Raw genomic sequence first — 14,681 nt, 5'->3', positions numbered from 1 at the left:
AATTTAAATTAAAAATTATTCAAAATTTGTATCTTTTATATCAAATATTTGCATAGTAGCTCCTTTATACTATTGATTTAATACGTATAATACTTAGGATAATAAGTAGGGATATAGGTAGGCGAGTAAGTCGGTGTGGAAGAGTCCTTTACTTCTTCAATTTGACTTCTAATAGAATCTATATCATCTGATAATTTTTCTAAAGTTTTATTTATCTCACTCGTTGTAGTGTAAAGAGGGGCAACATTATCTTCAATAGAGTGGATATCATTCCTAAGAGAGTTAATTTGAATAGATTGATGTATGGATAAGCCAATTAGTATAATAATTAATATATAAAGAATACTAATTTGATTGATGCGGAATAATCTAAAAGAGAGGCATTTATAGAACGGTTTGGATGATTCCATAGAACTCGTAGGTTCAGTTGGTTGTACTAATGATATTGTAGGTAAAGATTCTACAGGTGTAAGTATAGGGGTAGAGGCATTATTAGATTTAGTAAATAAAAGCCATAGAATGGGAAGAATACAAACGAATGGTAATATGCCGAGTATAATAACTAGACCTGTTTTCCAAATAGATTTAAATCTTACATAGGCAAAGGCACCTAGATATACCACATTAACGAGAGAAACATAAAATAAATACATAGATTTATGATAGTGGAAAGTGTGGTTATTAAGTCCAGTTGCAATGAAGACAAACATAAGTAAAGCAATGACTTCAATAATAATCAAGGTAGATTTACAGAACACTCGATTAGGGTAATTGGAGAATTTTTTTATTAATGAAAGAAACAAAACTATTAATAATACCTCAATAATAAGTGTGGCATACATAAAAGTGTTAAATGGCATGATATGTTCCTCCTAATCCTATAAAGACTTTAAAATTAAAATATACTCCACTAACTTAGAAAGTTGTTCCTTAGAGAAGTCCTAGATGAGATCCAAGGCTTCTCTTTTTTATATATACACTAAGAAGACTTAGAAAGTTTAAGAAAGTTAATATAGTCAAATAGCTTATCATATTGTTCATCAGTAAATGAAGCGGTTTCAGCTAAAAGCATTTCTTGTTCTGGGGTATATGTAATAGGTTCCCACCCCATTAGTATCTGTGGCGTAGTATCTAAAACCTTTGAAAATTCTAATGCCATTGAGATACTAACGTTAGTGATATTACCTGATTCATATCTTTGTATAGTTCCCTCACTAAGTCCTAATAGATTACCTAGTTCTAATAGTGTTAAACCTCTTAATTTTCTAAAATATCTAATGTTTTTTCCTATGGTTTGATTTATAATGTCTTTACTCATGAGATTACTCCTTTCTTTTATATAATATCAGAATACTTGTACCATGTACAAGAAAAAATGAAAATAAAAGAAAAAAACTTGCATATCATTATTGACATATTATTTGTATGATGATATTCTAATTACAGAACTTGCATAATATGCAAGAAATATAAAGGGAGGTACAAATGGATATGAATAAATTGAAAGTTAAATTATTTGAAAAGGGATTAACATATTCGGATGTTGCTAAAAAGTTGGATTTATCAGTTACAGCAGTATCAAATAAACTTAACGGGCAAAGTAAATTTAATTGCGCAGAAGCTACAATTATTAGTAACTGGCTTGAGTTAACGATTCCGGATAGAGTAGAAATTTTTTTAAACTAAAACTTGCATGATATACAAGTTTGGTAACTCATGAGTTTTAAAAATAACCATAAAATAGTGAAGCGGATATTCAAAGGAGGAACTATGTTACCAGGATTGACGGAAGAACAAAATGAGTGGCTACGAAGCATGCATGTGGCTTCAATGGACGAGTTGCAAATAATAAAAAAGATAGAAAAAACGGATAAATTATTGGCATATAAGTTAGGATTGGCTACTTTCACTCAAGCAAAAATATATTTAGAGTTAGGGAAATTTGAAAGTGATCCAAGATTCCCAAAGTAAGGAGCAGAAATCACAATGTTTCAGTCCCCGCAATGGGGAAGTAATTCTAAAGAAGAAAGGGAGTGGGTAATATGTATTTAATTTCTTAATATGGATTTACTAAATGAAAAACAGCCAAGAGCATTAAATACTCTTAGCTGCTTAACCAATATAGTTTTGGGTTTTCAAGTCAAAGCTATATTGCCATAGGGGTTTGCCTACCTCTTGCATTGCGGTCACCGCATGAAATAGACGATATATACTAGACGCTGCGATCTATTAGAGCTGTGACAAACAAACGGTTGAAAAGACCGTTGCTATGGGAGTTAATCTTCCTTAGGCCGCTAGGACGACCGCTTTTAAGCCAAAGCGAGCTCGGATATTAAAAGGCACAGGCAATCATCAAAAATTGGCTCATAAGAACCACTTCCTTTCGTGTTAGAAAAAAAGTTTTGAGATTAATTTGATTATAAAATATACGGTTTTGAAAGTCAATGAATGTATTCAGCATAAAGAGGTAGGGAGACCATGAAAATTTATGAAAACATTAAGAAGAAGTGCAAGGAGAAAGGCGTCAGCATTGCCAAGCTGGAGCGCTCTGTAAAACTTTCCGTAGGGAGCATATCCCATTGGAGAACATCGAATCCAAAATTAAGTAATGTAAAGGCAGTAGCTGATTACCTTCAATGTACTATAGATGAGTTGCTATAGGGAGGTAGAAACTATATGGCAAGAAAAATAATAAGATACCAGACAGATGGAAACTGGATAGGAAGTATTAGATTTAAAAGTCAAATAGAAGAAAAAGAATTTGAATCAACTAGCTTATGTCCTAAAAATATATTGCATAAGGAGAAACTAAAAAAGAACACTCCTCTTCGGTATGAATTGGAGTGTTCAGAAATAGTAAAAGGTCCTATAAAAATCACATTAGAGATTTTCTAGGTTTTGTCTTAATAATGCAGCTATAACTGAATAGATACAGAAAAATATAGTTAGAAGAAAGGAGTACATCATGGATGAATTAATGACTAGGTTAAAAGCTTTAGACAATGTAATGGATCGTGTAGAGTTATTACCAGATATTGCGCCACTCGATGTGGCAGCGGTTGCCTTAGGGTATACGAAAGCAAGATTGATGGCTGGTGGAAAATCAGGAGACTTACCGTATGTAGAGGTAATCCATAATCGTGAAACGAACACACATACATACTCAGTCATCAAACCACGGCTATTAGCATATTTACGTGGAGATGACATTGGTCGTGAACGTACGATTGTTCTAGTTACACCAGATGGAATTATGCCTTCACAATCGTATCTAAAACGGTTACTTAGCAATGATTAAAAAAAGAAAAAAGTCTATATGCACCATATGCGATGAAAGGGATAAACAAACTAGAGCATATGTGCATTGTAGCCAGGTGGATAACATTATATGTATGGAACATTGTGAAAGGTGTCAGTACCTCAAGACATCTATGGGGCAATGGAGGTGTACCTATGAGAAATTATGAGATATATGCTGATGAAGGTACTGATTTAAAAACATTTATAAGTGCAGAAAGAGTGACTATAACAAAGTTAACGTATGTAGAAAATAATAATCCCCTCTTTCCAAACAGAACTATCGTTGAGTATTGGGAAGAAGGGAGAATGATTTACAAGGTTGATCCGTTAGATGACTTACGAGATATCATTTCTTTAGCAGAAAGTATGGAAAGCTCTGTTAGCAATAAATAGGTAAGTGCATCTATAAAAGCTTTCAAATCTGAAATATCTTTATCAGGCCATTTTACAGAAGTATGAACATGATCATTACCGAGCCAATTAGAAGCAGTAGCAAGGGATCTAAGATTTTCATTTGGTATTAATTTAATGTTTTGAGATAAAGTAGAGCTTTTAATTTTTTCAATATCATTTGGATTGATAATCGATAGGTAATCTTGTAAAAGATACTCCAATGATTTACGTAATCCCATACCGACTAAATGATGAAGTCCATAATGCTCAGCCATTAGAGACTGCTTATACACCTCTAAAAATCTCTCTGATATATCTGTTAAGCTACTTTCATTAGAAATAGATATTTTAAAAGGTATGGTATAAGGTCTAGCTACAAATTCGGTTAAATCAACATCATGGATAAAAATAGGGTCTTGTATGTACTCAGTGATGAAGTATTTAGAACAGTTTGGACATTGATGTACAACGATAAACGAATAGATATCTTTAATATACTCTACATCAGAAACAAATAAATTTTGAGCTTGAATACCATAGTTACAGCATGGACAAATTTTGGGATCAGGGGCTATCACCTCTAGGGACGAAGCGTCAGGAAATATAACAGTAATTTTAGACATATAATCACACTCCTTTTAATTTAGTATATCACAGAAAGGAAAAGAAAAATGGAAACTATAAAGGCAGTATTGAAATGGATTGGCAAACAGTATCTTTGGTTAGTCGATATACGGGATAACACCTTATTAAAAATCGCATTGTTAATAGCAGGTAGTTGTCCTGTCATCTGTTGGGTGGTTGATCCTCGTAATGAACAGTATATCTATATGTCCTTATTAATGTGGATTGTCATAGCTGTAGCATTGACATACATGCGTATAGCAGAACACTACGAGGAACGAGAAGCTGTACTATTGCAAGGGATTAAGGTTGTTCATGTTGTGGCGGAAGAGATTCGTATCGAAAAACGGTATCCTGTTAAAAATCAATATTACGAAGCTATTACAAAAGAGGTGGCAGAACATGAAGAAAATGAAATGCATTAAGTGCGGTTTAGATATCACCAACAAAGGTGGGTTATATATTCGTGAGGATGGAAAAGTTATTAAAGTATGTAAAGATTGTCATCAAAAACATCTTAAGGAGCGAGCACATGCAAGATTTAATGCAAGAGTTACAGCAATTACGAAGTGAATTGAATACGGCATTAGCCTTATTGAAAGAACGAGGTATCAAGTTAGCAGAAACAGAACGTGCCTATAAGTTGGCCAAGGCGAGAAAAATCGAAGATGAGCGAGATAAAAAAACAGCCGTTTCATTGATTCGAGAATTAGTCGTTGGGGATGTGTCTGTTAGTCAGTTACGAATGGAACGAGATAAGGCAAGAGTCATGTATCGTTCTGTAGATGAAGCTATCAATATTAAAAAGTTAGAGTTACGCATCGTAGAATCACAGATAGGACGGGAATGGCATGCTTAAACGAACACCACTACAGAGGAAAACACCATTACGAGCAAAGACTGCTTTATCTAGGGGAACATCACAATTAAAAAGAACTCCGTTAAAGGCACGAAGTAAAAAGAGAAATCAATATGAGTATGAATTAAATAAGATGAGAGATTTAGTAAAAGCAAGGGATCATCATAGCTGTATTATCTGTGGAGCACCAGCACAAGAGATTCATCATATAGAACCTCGTTCAAATGGTGGAACGAATGATCTAGATAATTTATGTTGTGTATGTTGGTATTGTCATCATGCAGTAGTGCATGGTCCAGAGTCCAAAGCTATCAAGAAAGTATTAAAGGAAAAAGTAGCGGAGCGAAGTGCATAAAAAAAGACCACTTAGCGGGAACTAAGTGGTCTCATATATCCATATGTAGATACAACCTTATTTATAGTATACCACATATGGTAGAAGAAATACAGAGAAATAGTAGATTTTCAAAGAAAAATGATATAGATATTAGGACTAAAATAAAAGGCTGAAAGGCCTTGTATTGACTAGATATGTATATTATTTTTTCGACCATATGAGGTACTAATGAGATATCGAAAAAAAGTATACGGAAAAACAATGTGTGAAGTTACAGATTACCATACAGGAAGAACGTATAAAAAACAAAGTGTACGACAAAAGAAAGAAAAGATTACACCACTGCAAATGGCATTGCAGAATCAAAAGAATGCAGAAGCACAGTTGCGTATGTTAATAGATATCAATTTTCATGAAGAAGATTTTTATATTACTCTCACCTATGAAATAGAACCCACTTTGAAACAAGCAAAAAAAGATATTACATTGTTCATCAAAAAGCTGCGTAGAAGGTATGCAAAGCTAGGACAACCGTTGAAGTATATCTACACTTGCGAAGGAGAACGTAGGATACACTTTCATATTCTGGTGAATCGAATACAAGATATGACGGTGAAAGAATTAAAGGGGTTATGGCCTCACGGATATTCTAAAAAAGAAGCTTATCAAGGTGAGTGGCGTGATGCGGTTCGGATTGCAAGCTATTTTGTTAAGGAAAGTGATCGTAAGTTAGAGGCTACTGGTTTTAAACGTAAATGGGTATCTAGCCAAAACTTGGAGAAACCAAAAGTAAAAAAAGAGCGATTACAAGCAAATACCTGGGCAGAAGTCATCATTCCACCGAAAGGATACTATGTAGAGACAGATAGCATTGTAGAGGGAGTAAGTTTAGCTGGATATCCCTATCGATTTTATCGTCTCATAAAGATTGAGGAACCGAAGAGTAATCAAAAGTGGTGGAAAACAAAAGAGTTGAATACACCTAGAAATAAAGTTTATATGGAACGATGTTGTACATAAAGGAGGTTAGTATGGAAAACAATCAAATCGTACTTGTAGGCTATGCAGTGAAAGATGCAGAACTACGGTACACGAAAACAGGTAAGGCAGTGTGTTTATTTTCGATAGCTACGAATAAACGTATTTCAGAGGATAAGGAAATTAGTTCATTTCATAATGTCGTGGCATGGACCTATGCGGAAGAAGTAGGGATTATACAAAAAGGGCAGCCTGTGATTGTGGTAGGTAGTGTACAAACTAGATCCTATGAAAAAAATGGAGAGAAACGATACATCACAGAAGTAATCGCAGAACGGGTGGGAATACAATTGGTAAAGCAAAAAGATGTAGGCAGCCACTATGATGCTTTTACCAAAAATGATGAGGAAATTCCGTTTTAGAAAGGAGTCAGCATGGGAAGACCCAAGGAGTATAAGAAAGCAAGAACATGTAAGCATGCCAATATCGTTACTAAAACTGGTGGAGTATTTACTACACGTGAATGTCCAGAACGAAATATAAATTTATATATAGAGGGAAAGGGGTACATTGTGAATGCTAATCGGTGCACAAAATGTAAAGCCTATAAAGCAAGAACCTAAGATAAATCCTAATGCAGGCACACTAAGATATTTTAATGCTAAAAACAAGCAGAACTTTACCACCGTAGCATTTATAAGTAGGGTTATGAGAGATATTATAGAGCCACTGCATTTAGAAAAAGAAAACAAAAAAATGGCGAATATGTGTGCCACCCTAGCGCATAAGTTGATGATCAATTTAGTTGATGGATTAGATGAAGATGCAAAACGAGAAATCGTAAGGGCTATAGGGCGGTACGACATAGAAATTGTTCAGAAAGGGACTATTGATGATGCGGAAATCCGAGAGCAAGAGGGATACCTAAGTACCTTAGCAGAACATGCCCTACAGGGTAGTTGCCTATCCTGCACAAAGGAAGGGAACGATATAGAGAATTGTGAACTACGGGTAGCCATGCTTTATGTGGAGGTACCTGTGTTCGATGAGACGTGTCCTAGTGGGCGATGTCCTTATAAAGTAGAGTGCTAAGAGGAGGGGACGCTATGGATACAAGTTAAAGTTACCGTGGTACTTTTAAATTACTATTGTTATGGACAAGGAGATTAATCATGGAATTAGAAAATACAGTGCAACCAAGTGTAGAAGAAAATAAAGTGGAAGAAACCCATACAGAAGAGACACATACAGAAGAACATAAAGCGGAGGAAGTAGGCAATGTACAACCACCGACAGAAGAACCGCCAACAGTAGAACCACCAAAAGCAGAAGAAACCACAACGGTAGAACCGCATACTGCGGAAGCGGATACTCCGTCACAACCTGTGGTAAATACAGAAAATAAAGAAACAGCACCTACAGCTAATGGGATGTTTATTAAGGTAAAACGTGTACATAAGGATGCCATCTTACCTACTTATGGAACTGAAGGAAGCGGCGCATTAGATTTCTATGCAGCAGAAGATGTCACTGTGTGGGAAGAGCGTACGTATAGAATTGGCTTAGGCGTAGCTTTAGAAGTGCCAGTAGGATATGTATTGCAATTAGTACCACGTAGCTCTATGGGGGTAGATACACCATTGCGTATGCCAAATTCGATGGGGGTTATTGATTCGGATTATCGCGGAGAAGTGGCGGCCATTTATGTCAATGATGAAACCAAAGGCATGATTCCTTATCAAATCAATAAAGGCGATAGAATTGCTCAAGGCTATTTAGTAGCTACACCAAAAATTAATCTTGTTGAAGTAGAAGAATTATCTGATACAGATCGAGGAGATAAAGGCTTTGGTTCGACTGGAAAATAAATGTAGATAACCACAGGTGCATGAGATTAGAAACAATATCCTGAAATAAACTAAGGTTATGTGGAGGTGATGCAATGCTCATTCGTAAAATAGCTGTAGTTGGTAGCACAAAAACATTTGATTATGTGAAAGGAAATGATGCGGGCGGTAAATCAGTTTACTCTATGACAGCACGAGAAGATGGACGAGAGTCATTTTACACCGCCTGGAAAGAATTGGTAAGCATTGTAAATAGTCATATGCGAACAGAACGAGGCGACTATATATTTCTTGGAGTTATGTTGATCATAAAACGGTTAGAAATCAAATATATGGAAGCGGTTGTTGGTGAAAAAATAACTCAAATACCAAGTGAAGTTAGATTTAGTGGAACTGCCATTACAAAAGATGGTAGCTTTAAATACGTTACAGACTGGATAGAACTTGATGAAAAGGAGCTTACACTAGTGAACAAAATGCTCAATGAAACCAAAGCATATATACAGGGAAGAAGAGCACAAGAGCAACTGTTTGAAAGTAAATAATCATTGAATAGCGAAAGGGATATGCTAGGATGATAAAACGATGTAAGCGATGTGAAAAACTCTTTGATGGCTCTGCAAGACAAATCTATTGCCCAAACTGTGCTAAGACGAATCGTGCAGTGAATGAAAGAGCAAGCAGAGTATCGCAACAAAGGGCGATTGCCTATAACTTGCTAAGTGAGGAGCCTTGTGAGAACGTCTATCATGGGCGTATGTCAGAGGAAGAAAGACTTTGCATGATAGAAAAACAAAAGAAATTTCGTGAAGCAAGGCTTAAGAGTGAATCACCTAGGAGAACCTATGAAGAAAAAGGCAAACTATAAAAATGGGTTGGCACCATGTCCATTTTGTCGGAACCCAGAGGTGCGCACAGTGATTGGCGTAGGCACGGGAGTACGACATAATATGGTGGTATGTGATGTTTGTGGTGCTACTGTATCCTTTGAAGATAAGCCACAGTATTTAGCCGCGGCAAAGGCTTGGAATAGTAGATAACGATAAGGTGGTGATTCAATGCATATAAAACTAAAAAAGCAAGTAGAGTGGTATTTGTATCACTACCAAGATATAAAACGTGCTGTTTTACAAGCTAGGTTAGATCCAGTAAAAAAGAAAGCTGGAGGTGGATGGATACAAGACCCTACTGGACAAGAAGCGGTGTCTAATATAACGCCCCTACGAGAGGTGTATATTGTTGACGGTAAGGCAAGAATACACATTGATTATCCAGAACGATTAGTAGAAGCGGTTGAGTCTTGTGAATGTGAGCTGAATGCGGTACTCAGAGAGTTATGTGAACGTAAGTATTATGGGAAACAACGATCTATTAACTGTATGATTGCAATGGGTTTAACAAGAGATGTATACTATGCAGCTATTAATGAACTGTTGCAAATTATGTCGTTATATATGGTAGAACATCGGGTATTAAAAATATCAAAAAAGTAGGCGACAAAATCGAAAAAAAGTGTGATATATTAATAGTATGTGATGGGTATAACCTACATAAGGCGTTCATTACATAATTATAGATACACATCAAATCAGGACTTTTAGCACATAGTCTTTAAAGAATGTGCTTTTTTCATGCCAAAATATTTCAAATCTAGGAGGTGAGGAAGTATGTTAACTGAGCAACGGAAACGATTTGTCAAAGAATATATGGCATTAAAATGTAAAAATATGAGACAAGCAGCAATTAATGCAGGCTATAGTGAAAAGTCAGCTCAGCAACAAGCCTCTAATCTTATGAAGGATAATGAAGTGTTGGCATACTTACAAGTCTGTAAGGATGATATGGATAGAGAGTTACGAGAAGCCTTTGTATTTGAAGCAAAAGAAGCGTTTCGAGTGATGTGTAACATCTTAAAGGATCCTAAGACGAAACCACGAGAAAGAATTACAGTGGCAAAAGACTTTTTAGACAGAGCTGGGTATAAACCTGTGGATAAAACAGAATTAACAGGAAAAGATGGAAGTGCTATACAATTAGCCATTGGATGGGAGAGTCAAGGTGAAGAGAATTAACATAACGATTCCATACACACCAAGGCCCCTATGGAGAGATTTCATACATCCAGCTATAGAAGCACATCGTTTTAATGTGATTGTCGCACATCGTAGGTTTGGAAAAACGGTAGCTACTATAAACCATGTGATAAAAATGGCTATACAAAACAATTTACCATCACCACAATATGCGTATGTAGCACCACTACGAACGCAAGCTAAGCTAATTGCTTGGTCATATTTGAAGTTCTATACCAGTGTCATACCAGGTATACGGGTAAATGAAAGTGAATTGTATGTAGAGTTACCAACTAAACATAGGAGTCGTGCAGGACCGAGAATTTACATCCGAGGGGCAGATAATCCAGATAGTTTACGTGGGTTGTATTTAGATGGTGTAGTGCTAGATGAATACGCCCAAATGAAACCTGAAGTGTTTGATGAAATTATTCGTCCAGCTTTATCTGATAGAACTGGGTGGGCTATATTTATAGGAACACCAAAAGGGCAAAATCGGTTCTATGAACTATTTTTAAAAGCACAGAAATTACAAGAAGATTCCAATTCGGGGTGGTATACATGTATGTATACAGTTGATGATAGCCAGATCATACCGAAAGAAGAATTAGAGGCAATGATGGTCGAGATGACAGAAAATGCTATTCGACAGGAGCTATATTGTGATTTCACAGCTAGTGCAGAAAATGTATTGGTGAGTATTGATGATATTAACATGGCCATGAAGCGGACAGTAGCACCACGAGATATTCAATACAGTCCGCTTGTGTTAGGGGTAGATATTGCACGTTTTGGTAACGATGCAACCACAATTGCAATACGTAAGGGATTAGTTGCCTATAAGCCACTGCGGTACAAGGGACTAGATAACATGCAAATTGCTAATATTGTGGCTGGGCTTATCCAAGAGCATAAGCCTAGGGCAGTCTTTATAGATGCTGGTCGAGGTGAAGGGGTAATAGACCGTCTACGGCAGATGGGTTACCGTCACATTATCGAAGTACCATTTGGAAGCCAAGCATCGAAATCGGAACGATTTGTCAATAAACGTGCTGAAATGTGGTATGAAATGGCCCAATGGATAAAGCAAGGAGGAAGTTTGCCAGATGATGGCTCACTGCGAGCTGATCTAGCAACACCAACCTATAGTTTTGATACCAGAGGACGTATTGTACTAGAAAGTAAGGACAAAATTAAAGAGCGATTAGGACATTCGCCAGATAAAGGTGATGCTTTAGCTCTTACATTTGCGTATACAGTGCCACAAGAGGACATGTATGCGCAAGCAGTACCACCAATGGCCAATACAAAATATAATCCATTTGGTTAAGAATAAGGAAAGGAGTGGATAGTATGTGTGGTGGATTTGTAGGAAAATTATTAGGAGTTAAACAGCCAGAGGTGCCAGAGATTAAACCTCCAGCACCATCACCTACAGTAGAAAATAATGAGGTAGATGATGATACGATGGCGAAAGAAAATCAACGTAAAAAACGTGGGTTCTCCTCAACTCGTACAACAGATACATTATTGTCTAGTGCAGGGCGTAATAAATTAGGATAAGGTGATTCTATGAGCTTATTGGCTAGAGCTCCAACAGGAGCGAAATTTAAAGAGCTAGGCAATACAAAAGAAGTCAGTCAAAAGGTAGAGCATCTATTTGATGCACAGCAATCACATGTAAAAGTATGGCGTGAAATTAAGAAATATCAGTTACCTTTCATAGGTAAATTGAATGACAAAAATGGGAAAGCCATTGATTATGATACCAGTCATTTGTTAGATAGCTATGCATCACATTGCAATGATATTTTTGCTAGTGGAGTTATGAGTGGATTAACACCGCCAAGCAGACAATGGTTCAAACTAACATTGGCCAATAGTGGATTACAGGCAAATCATGAAATGTCAGCCGTCTTAGATCAACGGCATGAGATTATGCAATCTATTTTTGGAAAGAGTAACTTCTATATAGGATGTTACCAAGCGTATCAAGAATTAGCCTATGGGCAAGCTGCTATGGGTATATTTAGAGATACACGAACAGGGATCCGTGTAGAACAGTTTACCATTGGCACCTATGCCATGAGTGTAGGTGGTAATGGTATCGTAGATACATTTACTGTGAAGCGGGCAATGACCCTAATGCAGATTGCAGAACAGTTTAGTGTGGAATCTATACCACCTAGAATGCAAGACTTACTTCGTAATCATACATACAGTGCAGATACATACACTGTATATTGGTTAGTAGAACCTAATCGGGACTATGTAAATGGTAAAATCGGTAAACGGCATATGAAATATCGGAGCTATTATTGGCTAGAAGGGGAAGAAACCTTTCTAGAAGTAGGTGGATTCAACACCTTTCCTGTATGTGTAGCAAGGTATCAAGTAGTAGGAAATGAAACCTATGCAGTTGGTGCTGGGTGGTATGCCAATGATGATGTAAAGATGTTACAAACCTTGATGAGTGATAGATTGCGAGCGGTAGAGTTAATGGTAAAACCGCCAATGCAAGTATCCTCTTCGCTAGCGTACAATGTGAATCTGATTCCAGGGGGAATTACAACCACAGATAACCCTAATGATGTGGTAAAGCCCTTGTTTGATGTAAACATGCAATTGGGACCATTAGGTGAAATTGTCATGGAAACACGTGAGAATATTAAGCGATGTTATAATGCAGACCTATTCTTGATGTTAGAACAGCTAGATAGCGGTCAAATGACGGCACGAGAGGTCATGGAGCGAACACAGGAAAAGTTACAACAACTAGGTCCTGTAGTTGAAAGATTACAATACGAGTTTTTAAATAATGTAATTGAACGCACCTACGCTATTCTATCAGATGCGAAAATATTCCCACCAATACCAGAAGAACTAAGAGAAACGTTATCAGATAAGGAAATTAAAGTAGACTTTACGTCTCCATTAGCACAAGCGCAAAAATTGGCAGGTTTAACCACTATCGAACAAGCATTTGGTTTTGCCATGAACATGATGCAAGTATATCCAGAGGTGAAAGCAAAAATTAACCCAATAGGACTTGTTAATGAATACTTTAAGTATTTAGGTGCACCTGCTGCGATGTCTTTTAGCGATGAAGAAACACAAGCTAAGATAGAGGCAGAACAGCAAGCGATGATGGCACAACAAGAACAAATGCAACAACAACAGATGTTAGAACAAGCCCCTAATCTAGCGAAAGCGACAAAGGATATGGCGGAAGCAGCGAATACTAATCAATCAGTAGTAGGAAATTGGCTAGGTATGCCAGGATTAGGTGGTGAAGAATGATAGAGTATGGTGTCAAGAAGAAAGATGAACTTATTCGAGAGATTCGGCAGATGGAAATTCAGAATCGGGATCGCAAGGGGTTAGAAGCTGTATTGGGTACCGAAGAGGGGCGTTGGTTTCTCATGCGGTTACTAGACACATGCTGTATCATGCAGACAACTTTTACAGGCAATTCCCAATCATTCTTTAATGAAGGGAGACGGTCTGTAGGCATAGATATAGTAAAGAATATTGCTACATTACTTGGTGTAAAAGGTATAGAGCAAAAGCAATTAGCGGAGCTAGAATACATTCAACATCAAGAGCGTATTAATGAATTGATTACAAGAAAGGTGGGAGAGTCAAATGGATAATGAATCCACAAATACAGTGACACAAGAACCAAATACAGAGGTACAAGATACTCATGATAACACAAATAGTATAACGGATACCTCAACACATTCTGCGGACACTGCTAATACGACAGAACAAACTACAGGAGTACCTGATAGATATGACTTTACCAGTTTATTAGGTGAAGGGGAAAGCATTGATGAGCAGAATGCGGAGGCCTTTGGTGAAATTCTTCGTAACATTGGTGTATCTCAAGAAGGTGCGGAGCAAATCGCTAAGTTTGGTATGGGCTATCTACAAACTATGGGAGATGCCTTACTGAATCATATTGATGGATTACAAGAGGCACAAGCAGAAAGTTGGAAAGAAGAAACTGTAAAGGAATTAGGTTCCAATTTTGATACCACCATTGCTAAAGCAGGAGCGGGTATTGAATACCTAGAAAAGGATATTCCCAATCTGCGAGAGGTGCTCATGGTGAATGGCATTGGGAATAATGTGGCCCTTGTAAAGGCATTTGCCATGATTGGCGATCTAGTAGCAGAAGATACAGGCCGTTTAAGTGGACAAGGAAGCGGATCTGGAGTTAATTTTTACGATAATACAAACTTTGATGTATATCGAATGAAGTAAAG

At 36.9% G+C, this 14,681-nt stretch carries 25 protein-coding genes; 22 read left to right on the top strand and 3 right to left on the bottom strand.

Annotated features, from left to right (window positions below; all coding sequences use genetic code 11):
- Positions 1-77 precede the first annotated feature (77 nt).
- Together EO114_RS00905 and EO114_RS00900 are read right to left on the bottom strand one after the other, a co-directional pair.
- A complete protein-coding gene (locus EO114_RS00905; RefSeq protein ID WP_127060977.1) occupies positions 78-860 on the bottom strand; it encodes a hypothetical protein in 783 nt (260 codons plus the stop codon).
- Positions 861-979: 119 nt separating this feature from the next.
- Positions 980-1,318, bottom strand: a complete 339-nt coding sequence (locus EO114_RS00900) for a helix-turn-helix domain-containing protein (RefSeq protein WP_127060975.1) — start codon at positions 1,316-1,318, stop codon at positions 980-982.
- Positions 1,319-1,485: 167 nt separating this feature from the next.
- Here EO114_RS00900 and EO114_RS00895 point away from each other — a divergent pair, with 167 nt between their 5' ends.
- The 5 genes from EO114_RS00895 (at position 1,486) to EO114_RS00875 (ending at position 3,298) form a co-directional block, all read left to right on the top strand.
- A complete protein-coding gene (locus tag EO114_RS00895; protein WP_127060973.1) occupies positions 1,486-1,686 on the top strand; it encodes a DUF739 domain-containing protein in 201 nt (66 codons plus the stop codon).
- Between the two features lie 84 nt (positions 1,687-1,770).
- Positions 1,771-1,971, top strand: a complete 201-nt coding sequence (locus tag EO114_RS00890; RefSeq protein WP_127060971.1) for a hypothetical protein — start codon at positions 1,771-1,773, stop codon at positions 1,969-1,971.
- Between the two features lie 507 nt (positions 1,972-2,478).
- Entirely contained in the window at positions 2,479-2,661 is a 183-nt protein-coding gene (locus EO114_RS08040) for a helix-turn-helix transcriptional regulator (RefSeq protein ID WP_127060969.1), read from the top strand.
- A 15-nt stretch (positions 2,662-2,676) separates the two neighbouring features.
- Entirely contained in the window at positions 2,677-2,895 is a 219-nt protein-coding gene (locus EO114_RS00880) for a hypothetical protein (RefSeq protein WP_127060967.1), read from the top strand.
- 70 nt (positions 2,896-2,965) lie between these two features.
- Positions 2,966-3,298 carry a hypothetical protein gene (locus tag EO114_RS00875; RefSeq protein ID WP_127060965.1) on the top strand — a complete coding sequence of 111 codons (333 nt, stop codon included), beginning with the start codon at positions 2,966-2,968 and terminating at the stop codon, positions 3,296-3,298.
- 313 nt (positions 3,299-3,611) lie between these two features.
- Here the strand turns inward: EO114_RS00875 and EO114_RS00870 are convergent, their stop codons facing one another.
- A complete protein-coding gene (locus tag EO114_RS00870; protein ID WP_127060963.1) occupies positions 3,612-4,316 on the bottom strand; it encodes a hypothetical protein in 705 nt (234 codons plus the stop codon).
- Between the two features lie 48 nt (positions 4,317-4,364).
- On the opposite strand from EO114_RS00870, the gene EO114_RS00865 reads away from it, so the two are divergent.
- From EO114_RS00865 to EO114_RS00785, 17 genes are all read left to right on the top strand, one after another.
- A complete protein-coding gene (locus EO114_RS00865; RefSeq protein WP_127060961.1) occupies positions 4,365-4,742 on the top strand; it encodes a hypothetical protein in 378 nt (125 codons plus the stop codon).
- A gap of 107 nt (positions 4,743-4,849) precedes the next feature.
- Positions 4,850-5,176 (top strand): hypothetical protein, encoded by a 327-nt coding sequence (locus tag EO114_RS00860; RefSeq protein WP_127060959.1) that lies wholly within the window; start codon positions 4,850-4,852, stop codon positions 5,174-5,176.
- Positions 5,169-5,531, top strand: coding sequence for an HNH endonuclease (locus EO114_RS00855; protein ID WP_127060957.1), 363 nt, complete (start codon positions 5,169-5,171; stop codon positions 5,529-5,531). Before EO114_RS00860 ends, EO114_RS00855 begins: the two co-directional genes overlap by 8 nt.
- Positions 5,532-5,741: 210 nt before the next feature.
- Positions 5,742-6,533 carry a hypothetical protein gene (locus tag EO114_RS00850; RefSeq protein ID WP_127060955.1) on the top strand — a complete coding sequence of 264 codons (792 nt, stop codon included), beginning with the start codon at positions 5,742-5,744 and terminating at the stop codon, positions 6,531-6,533.
- Positions 6,534-6,544: 11 nt separating this feature from the next.
- Positions 6,545-6,913: a single-stranded DNA-binding protein gene (locus tag EO114_RS00845; RefSeq protein WP_164723731.1), complete on the top strand. Its 369-nt coding sequence runs from the start codon at positions 6,545-6,547 to the stop codon at positions 6,911-6,913.
- 286 nt (positions 6,914-7,199) lie between these two features.
- Positions 7,200-7,583, top strand: coding sequence for a DUF5651 domain-containing protein (locus EO114_RS00840; RefSeq protein WP_127060951.1), 384 nt, complete (start codon positions 7,200-7,202; stop codon positions 7,581-7,583).
- 80 nt (positions 7,584-7,663) lie between these two features.
- Positions 7,664-8,359 (top strand): dUTP diphosphatase, encoded by a 696-nt coding sequence (gene dut, locus EO114_RS07920; protein WP_206168655.1) that lies wholly within the window; start codon positions 7,664-7,666, stop codon positions 8,357-8,359.
- A gap of 74 nt (positions 8,360-8,433) precedes the next feature.
- The gene (locus tag EO114_RS00830; RefSeq protein ID WP_127060949.1) at positions 8,434-8,883 is read left to right on the top strand and encodes a hypothetical protein; all 450 of its coding nucleotides are present in this window, start codon (positions 8,434-8,436) and stop codon (positions 8,881-8,883) included.
- Between the two features lie 29 nt (positions 8,884-8,912).
- Positions 8,913-9,206: a hypothetical protein gene (locus tag EO114_RS00825; RefSeq protein WP_127060947.1), complete on the top strand. Its 294-nt coding sequence runs from the start codon at positions 8,913-8,915 to the stop codon at positions 9,204-9,206.
- Positions 9,184-9,378 carry a Lar family restriction alleviation protein gene (locus EO114_RS00820; protein WP_127060945.1) on the top strand — a complete coding sequence of 65 codons (195 nt, stop codon included), beginning with the start codon at positions 9,184-9,186 and terminating at the stop codon, positions 9,376-9,378. Before EO114_RS00825 ends, EO114_RS00820 begins: the two co-directional genes overlap by 23 nt.
- Before the next feature lie 18 nt (positions 9,379-9,396).
- Entirely contained in the window at positions 9,397-9,831 is a 435-nt protein-coding gene (locus EO114_RS00815; protein WP_127060943.1) for a hypothetical protein, read from the top strand.
- Positions 9,832-10,005: 174 nt separating this feature from the next.
- Positions 10,006-10,410 carry a terminase small subunit gene (locus tag EO114_RS00810; RefSeq protein WP_127060941.1) on the top strand — a complete coding sequence of 135 codons (405 nt, stop codon included), beginning with the start codon at positions 10,006-10,008 and terminating at the stop codon, positions 10,408-10,410.
- Positions 10,397-11,740, top strand: coding sequence for a hypothetical protein (locus EO114_RS00805; RefSeq protein WP_164723730.1), 1,344 nt, complete (start codon positions 10,397-10,399; stop codon positions 11,738-11,740). Before EO114_RS00810 ends, EO114_RS00805 begins: the two co-directional genes overlap by 14 nt.
- A 23-nt stretch (positions 11,741-11,763) precedes the next feature.
- Positions 11,764-11,973 carry a hypothetical protein gene (locus tag EO114_RS00800; RefSeq protein ID WP_127010640.1) on the top strand — a complete coding sequence of 70 codons (210 nt, stop codon included), beginning with the start codon at positions 11,764-11,766 and terminating at the stop codon, positions 11,971-11,973.
- 9 nt (positions 11,974-11,982) lie between these two features.
- Positions 11,983-13,710 carry a portal protein gene (locus tag EO114_RS00795; protein WP_127060935.1) on the top strand — a complete coding sequence of 576 codons (1,728 nt, stop codon included), beginning with the start codon at positions 11,983-11,985 and terminating at the stop codon, positions 13,708-13,710.
- Positions 13,707-14,063, top strand: a complete 357-nt coding sequence (locus EO114_RS00790; protein ID WP_127010636.1) for a hypothetical protein — start codon at positions 13,707-13,709, stop codon at positions 14,061-14,063. Before EO114_RS00795 ends, EO114_RS00790 begins: the two co-directional genes overlap by 4 nt.
- Positions 14,056-14,679 carry a hypothetical protein gene (locus tag EO114_RS00785; RefSeq protein ID WP_127060932.1) on the top strand — a complete coding sequence of 208 codons (624 nt, stop codon included), beginning with the start codon at positions 14,056-14,058 and terminating at the stop codon, positions 14,677-14,679. The genes EO114_RS00790 and EO114_RS00785 overlap by 8 nt, the downstream gene beginning before the upstream one ends.
- The last annotated feature ends 2 nt before the right edge of the window (positions 14,680-14,681 follow it).

The sequence above is a fragment of the Veillonella sp. 3627 genome (assembly GCF_003992195.1).
Taxonomy (GTDB): domain Bacteria; phylum Bacillota; class Negativicutes; order Veillonellales; family Veillonellaceae; genus F0422.
Note: the sequence above shows the minus strand (reverse complement) of the source record. Positions and strands in the feature narration are given on the sequence as shown.

Excerpts from the sequence above, each read along its gene's own strand:
- EO114_RS00790 (WP_127010636.1), top strand. The coding sequence starts at position 13,707 with ATGATAGAGTATGGTGTCAAGAAGAAAGATGAACTTATTCGAGAGATT.
- EO114_RS00855 (WP_127060957.1), top strand. The coding sequence starts at position 5,169 with ATGCTTAAACGAACACCACTACAGAGGAAAACACCATTACGAGCAAAG.
- EO114_RS00785 (WP_127060932.1), top strand. The coding sequence starts at position 14,056 with ATGGATAATGAATCCACAAATACAGTGACACAAGAACCAAATACAGAG.
- EO114_RS00865 (WP_127060961.1), top strand. The coding sequence starts at position 4,365 with ATGGAAACTATAAAGGCAGTATTGAAATGGATTGGCAAACAGTATCTT.
- EO114_RS00895 (WP_127060973.1), top strand. The coding sequence starts at position 1,486 with ATGGATATGAATAAATTGAAAGTTAAATTATTTGAAAAGGGATTAACA.
- EO114_RS00850 (WP_127060955.1), top strand. The coding sequence starts at position 5,742 with ATGAGATATCGAAAAAAAGTATACGGAAAAACAATGTGTGAAGTTACA.
- EO114_RS08040 (WP_127060969.1), top strand. The coding sequence starts at position 2,479 with ATGAAAATTTATGAAAACATTAAGAAGAAGTGCAAGGAGAAAGGCGTC.
- dut (WP_206168655.1), top strand. The coding sequence starts at position 7,664 with ATGGAATTAGAAAATACAGTGCAACCAAGTGTAGAAGAAAATAAAGTG.
- EO114_RS00820 (WP_127060945.1), top strand. The coding sequence starts at position 9,184 with ATGAAGAAAAAGGCAAACTATAAAAATGGGTTGGCACCATGTCCATTT.
- EO114_RS00795 (WP_127060935.1), top strand. The coding sequence starts at position 11,983 with ATGAGCTTATTGGCTAGAGCTCCAACAGGAGCGAAATTTAAAGAGCTA.
- EO114_RS00905 (WP_127060977.1), bottom strand. The coding sequence starts at position 860 with ATGCCATTTAACACTTTTATGTATGCCACACTTATTATTGAGGTATTA.
- EO114_RS00800 (WP_127010640.1), top strand. The coding sequence starts at position 11,764 with ATGTGTGGTGGATTTGTAGGAAAATTATTAGGAGTTAAACAGCCAGAG.
- EO114_RS00815 (WP_127060943.1), top strand. The coding sequence starts at position 9,397 with ATGCATATAAAACTAAAAAAGCAAGTAGAGTGGTATTTGTATCACTAC.
- EO114_RS00900 (WP_127060975.1), bottom strand. The coding sequence starts at position 1,318 with ATGAGTAAAGACATTATAAATCAAACCATAGGAAAAAACATTAGATAT.
- EO114_RS00870 (WP_127060963.1), bottom strand. The coding sequence starts at position 4,316 with ATGTCTAAAATTACTGTTATATTTCCTGACGCTTCGTCCCTAGAGGTG.
- EO114_RS00840 (WP_127060951.1), top strand. The coding sequence starts at position 7,200 with ATGAGAGATATTATAGAGCCACTGCATTTAGAAAAAGAAAACAAAAAA.
- EO114_RS00830 (WP_127060949.1), top strand. The coding sequence starts at position 8,434 with ATGCTCATTCGTAAAATAGCTGTAGTTGGTAGCACAAAAACATTTGAT.
- EO114_RS00890 (WP_127060971.1), top strand. The coding sequence starts at position 1,771 with ATGTTACCAGGATTGACGGAAGAACAAAATGAGTGGCTACGAAGCATG.
- EO114_RS00825 (WP_127060947.1), top strand. The coding sequence starts at position 8,913 with ATGATAAAACGATGTAAGCGATGTGAAAAACTCTTTGATGGCTCTGCA.
- EO114_RS00880 (WP_127060967.1), top strand. The coding sequence starts at position 2,677 with ATGGCAAGAAAAATAATAAGATACCAGACAGATGGAAACTGGATAGGA.
- EO114_RS00845 (WP_164723731.1), top strand. The coding sequence starts at position 6,545 with ATGGAAAACAATCAAATCGTACTTGTAGGCTATGCAGTGAAAGATGCA.
- EO114_RS00860 (WP_127060959.1), top strand. The coding sequence starts at position 4,850 with ATGCAAGATTTAATGCAAGAGTTACAGCAATTACGAAGTGAATTGAAT.
- EO114_RS00810 (WP_127060941.1), top strand. The coding sequence starts at position 10,006 with ATGTTAACTGAGCAACGGAAACGATTTGTCAAAGAATATATGGCATTA.
- EO114_RS00875 (WP_127060965.1), top strand. The coding sequence starts at position 2,966 with ATGGATGAATTAATGACTAGGTTAAAAGCTTTAGACAATGTAATGGAT.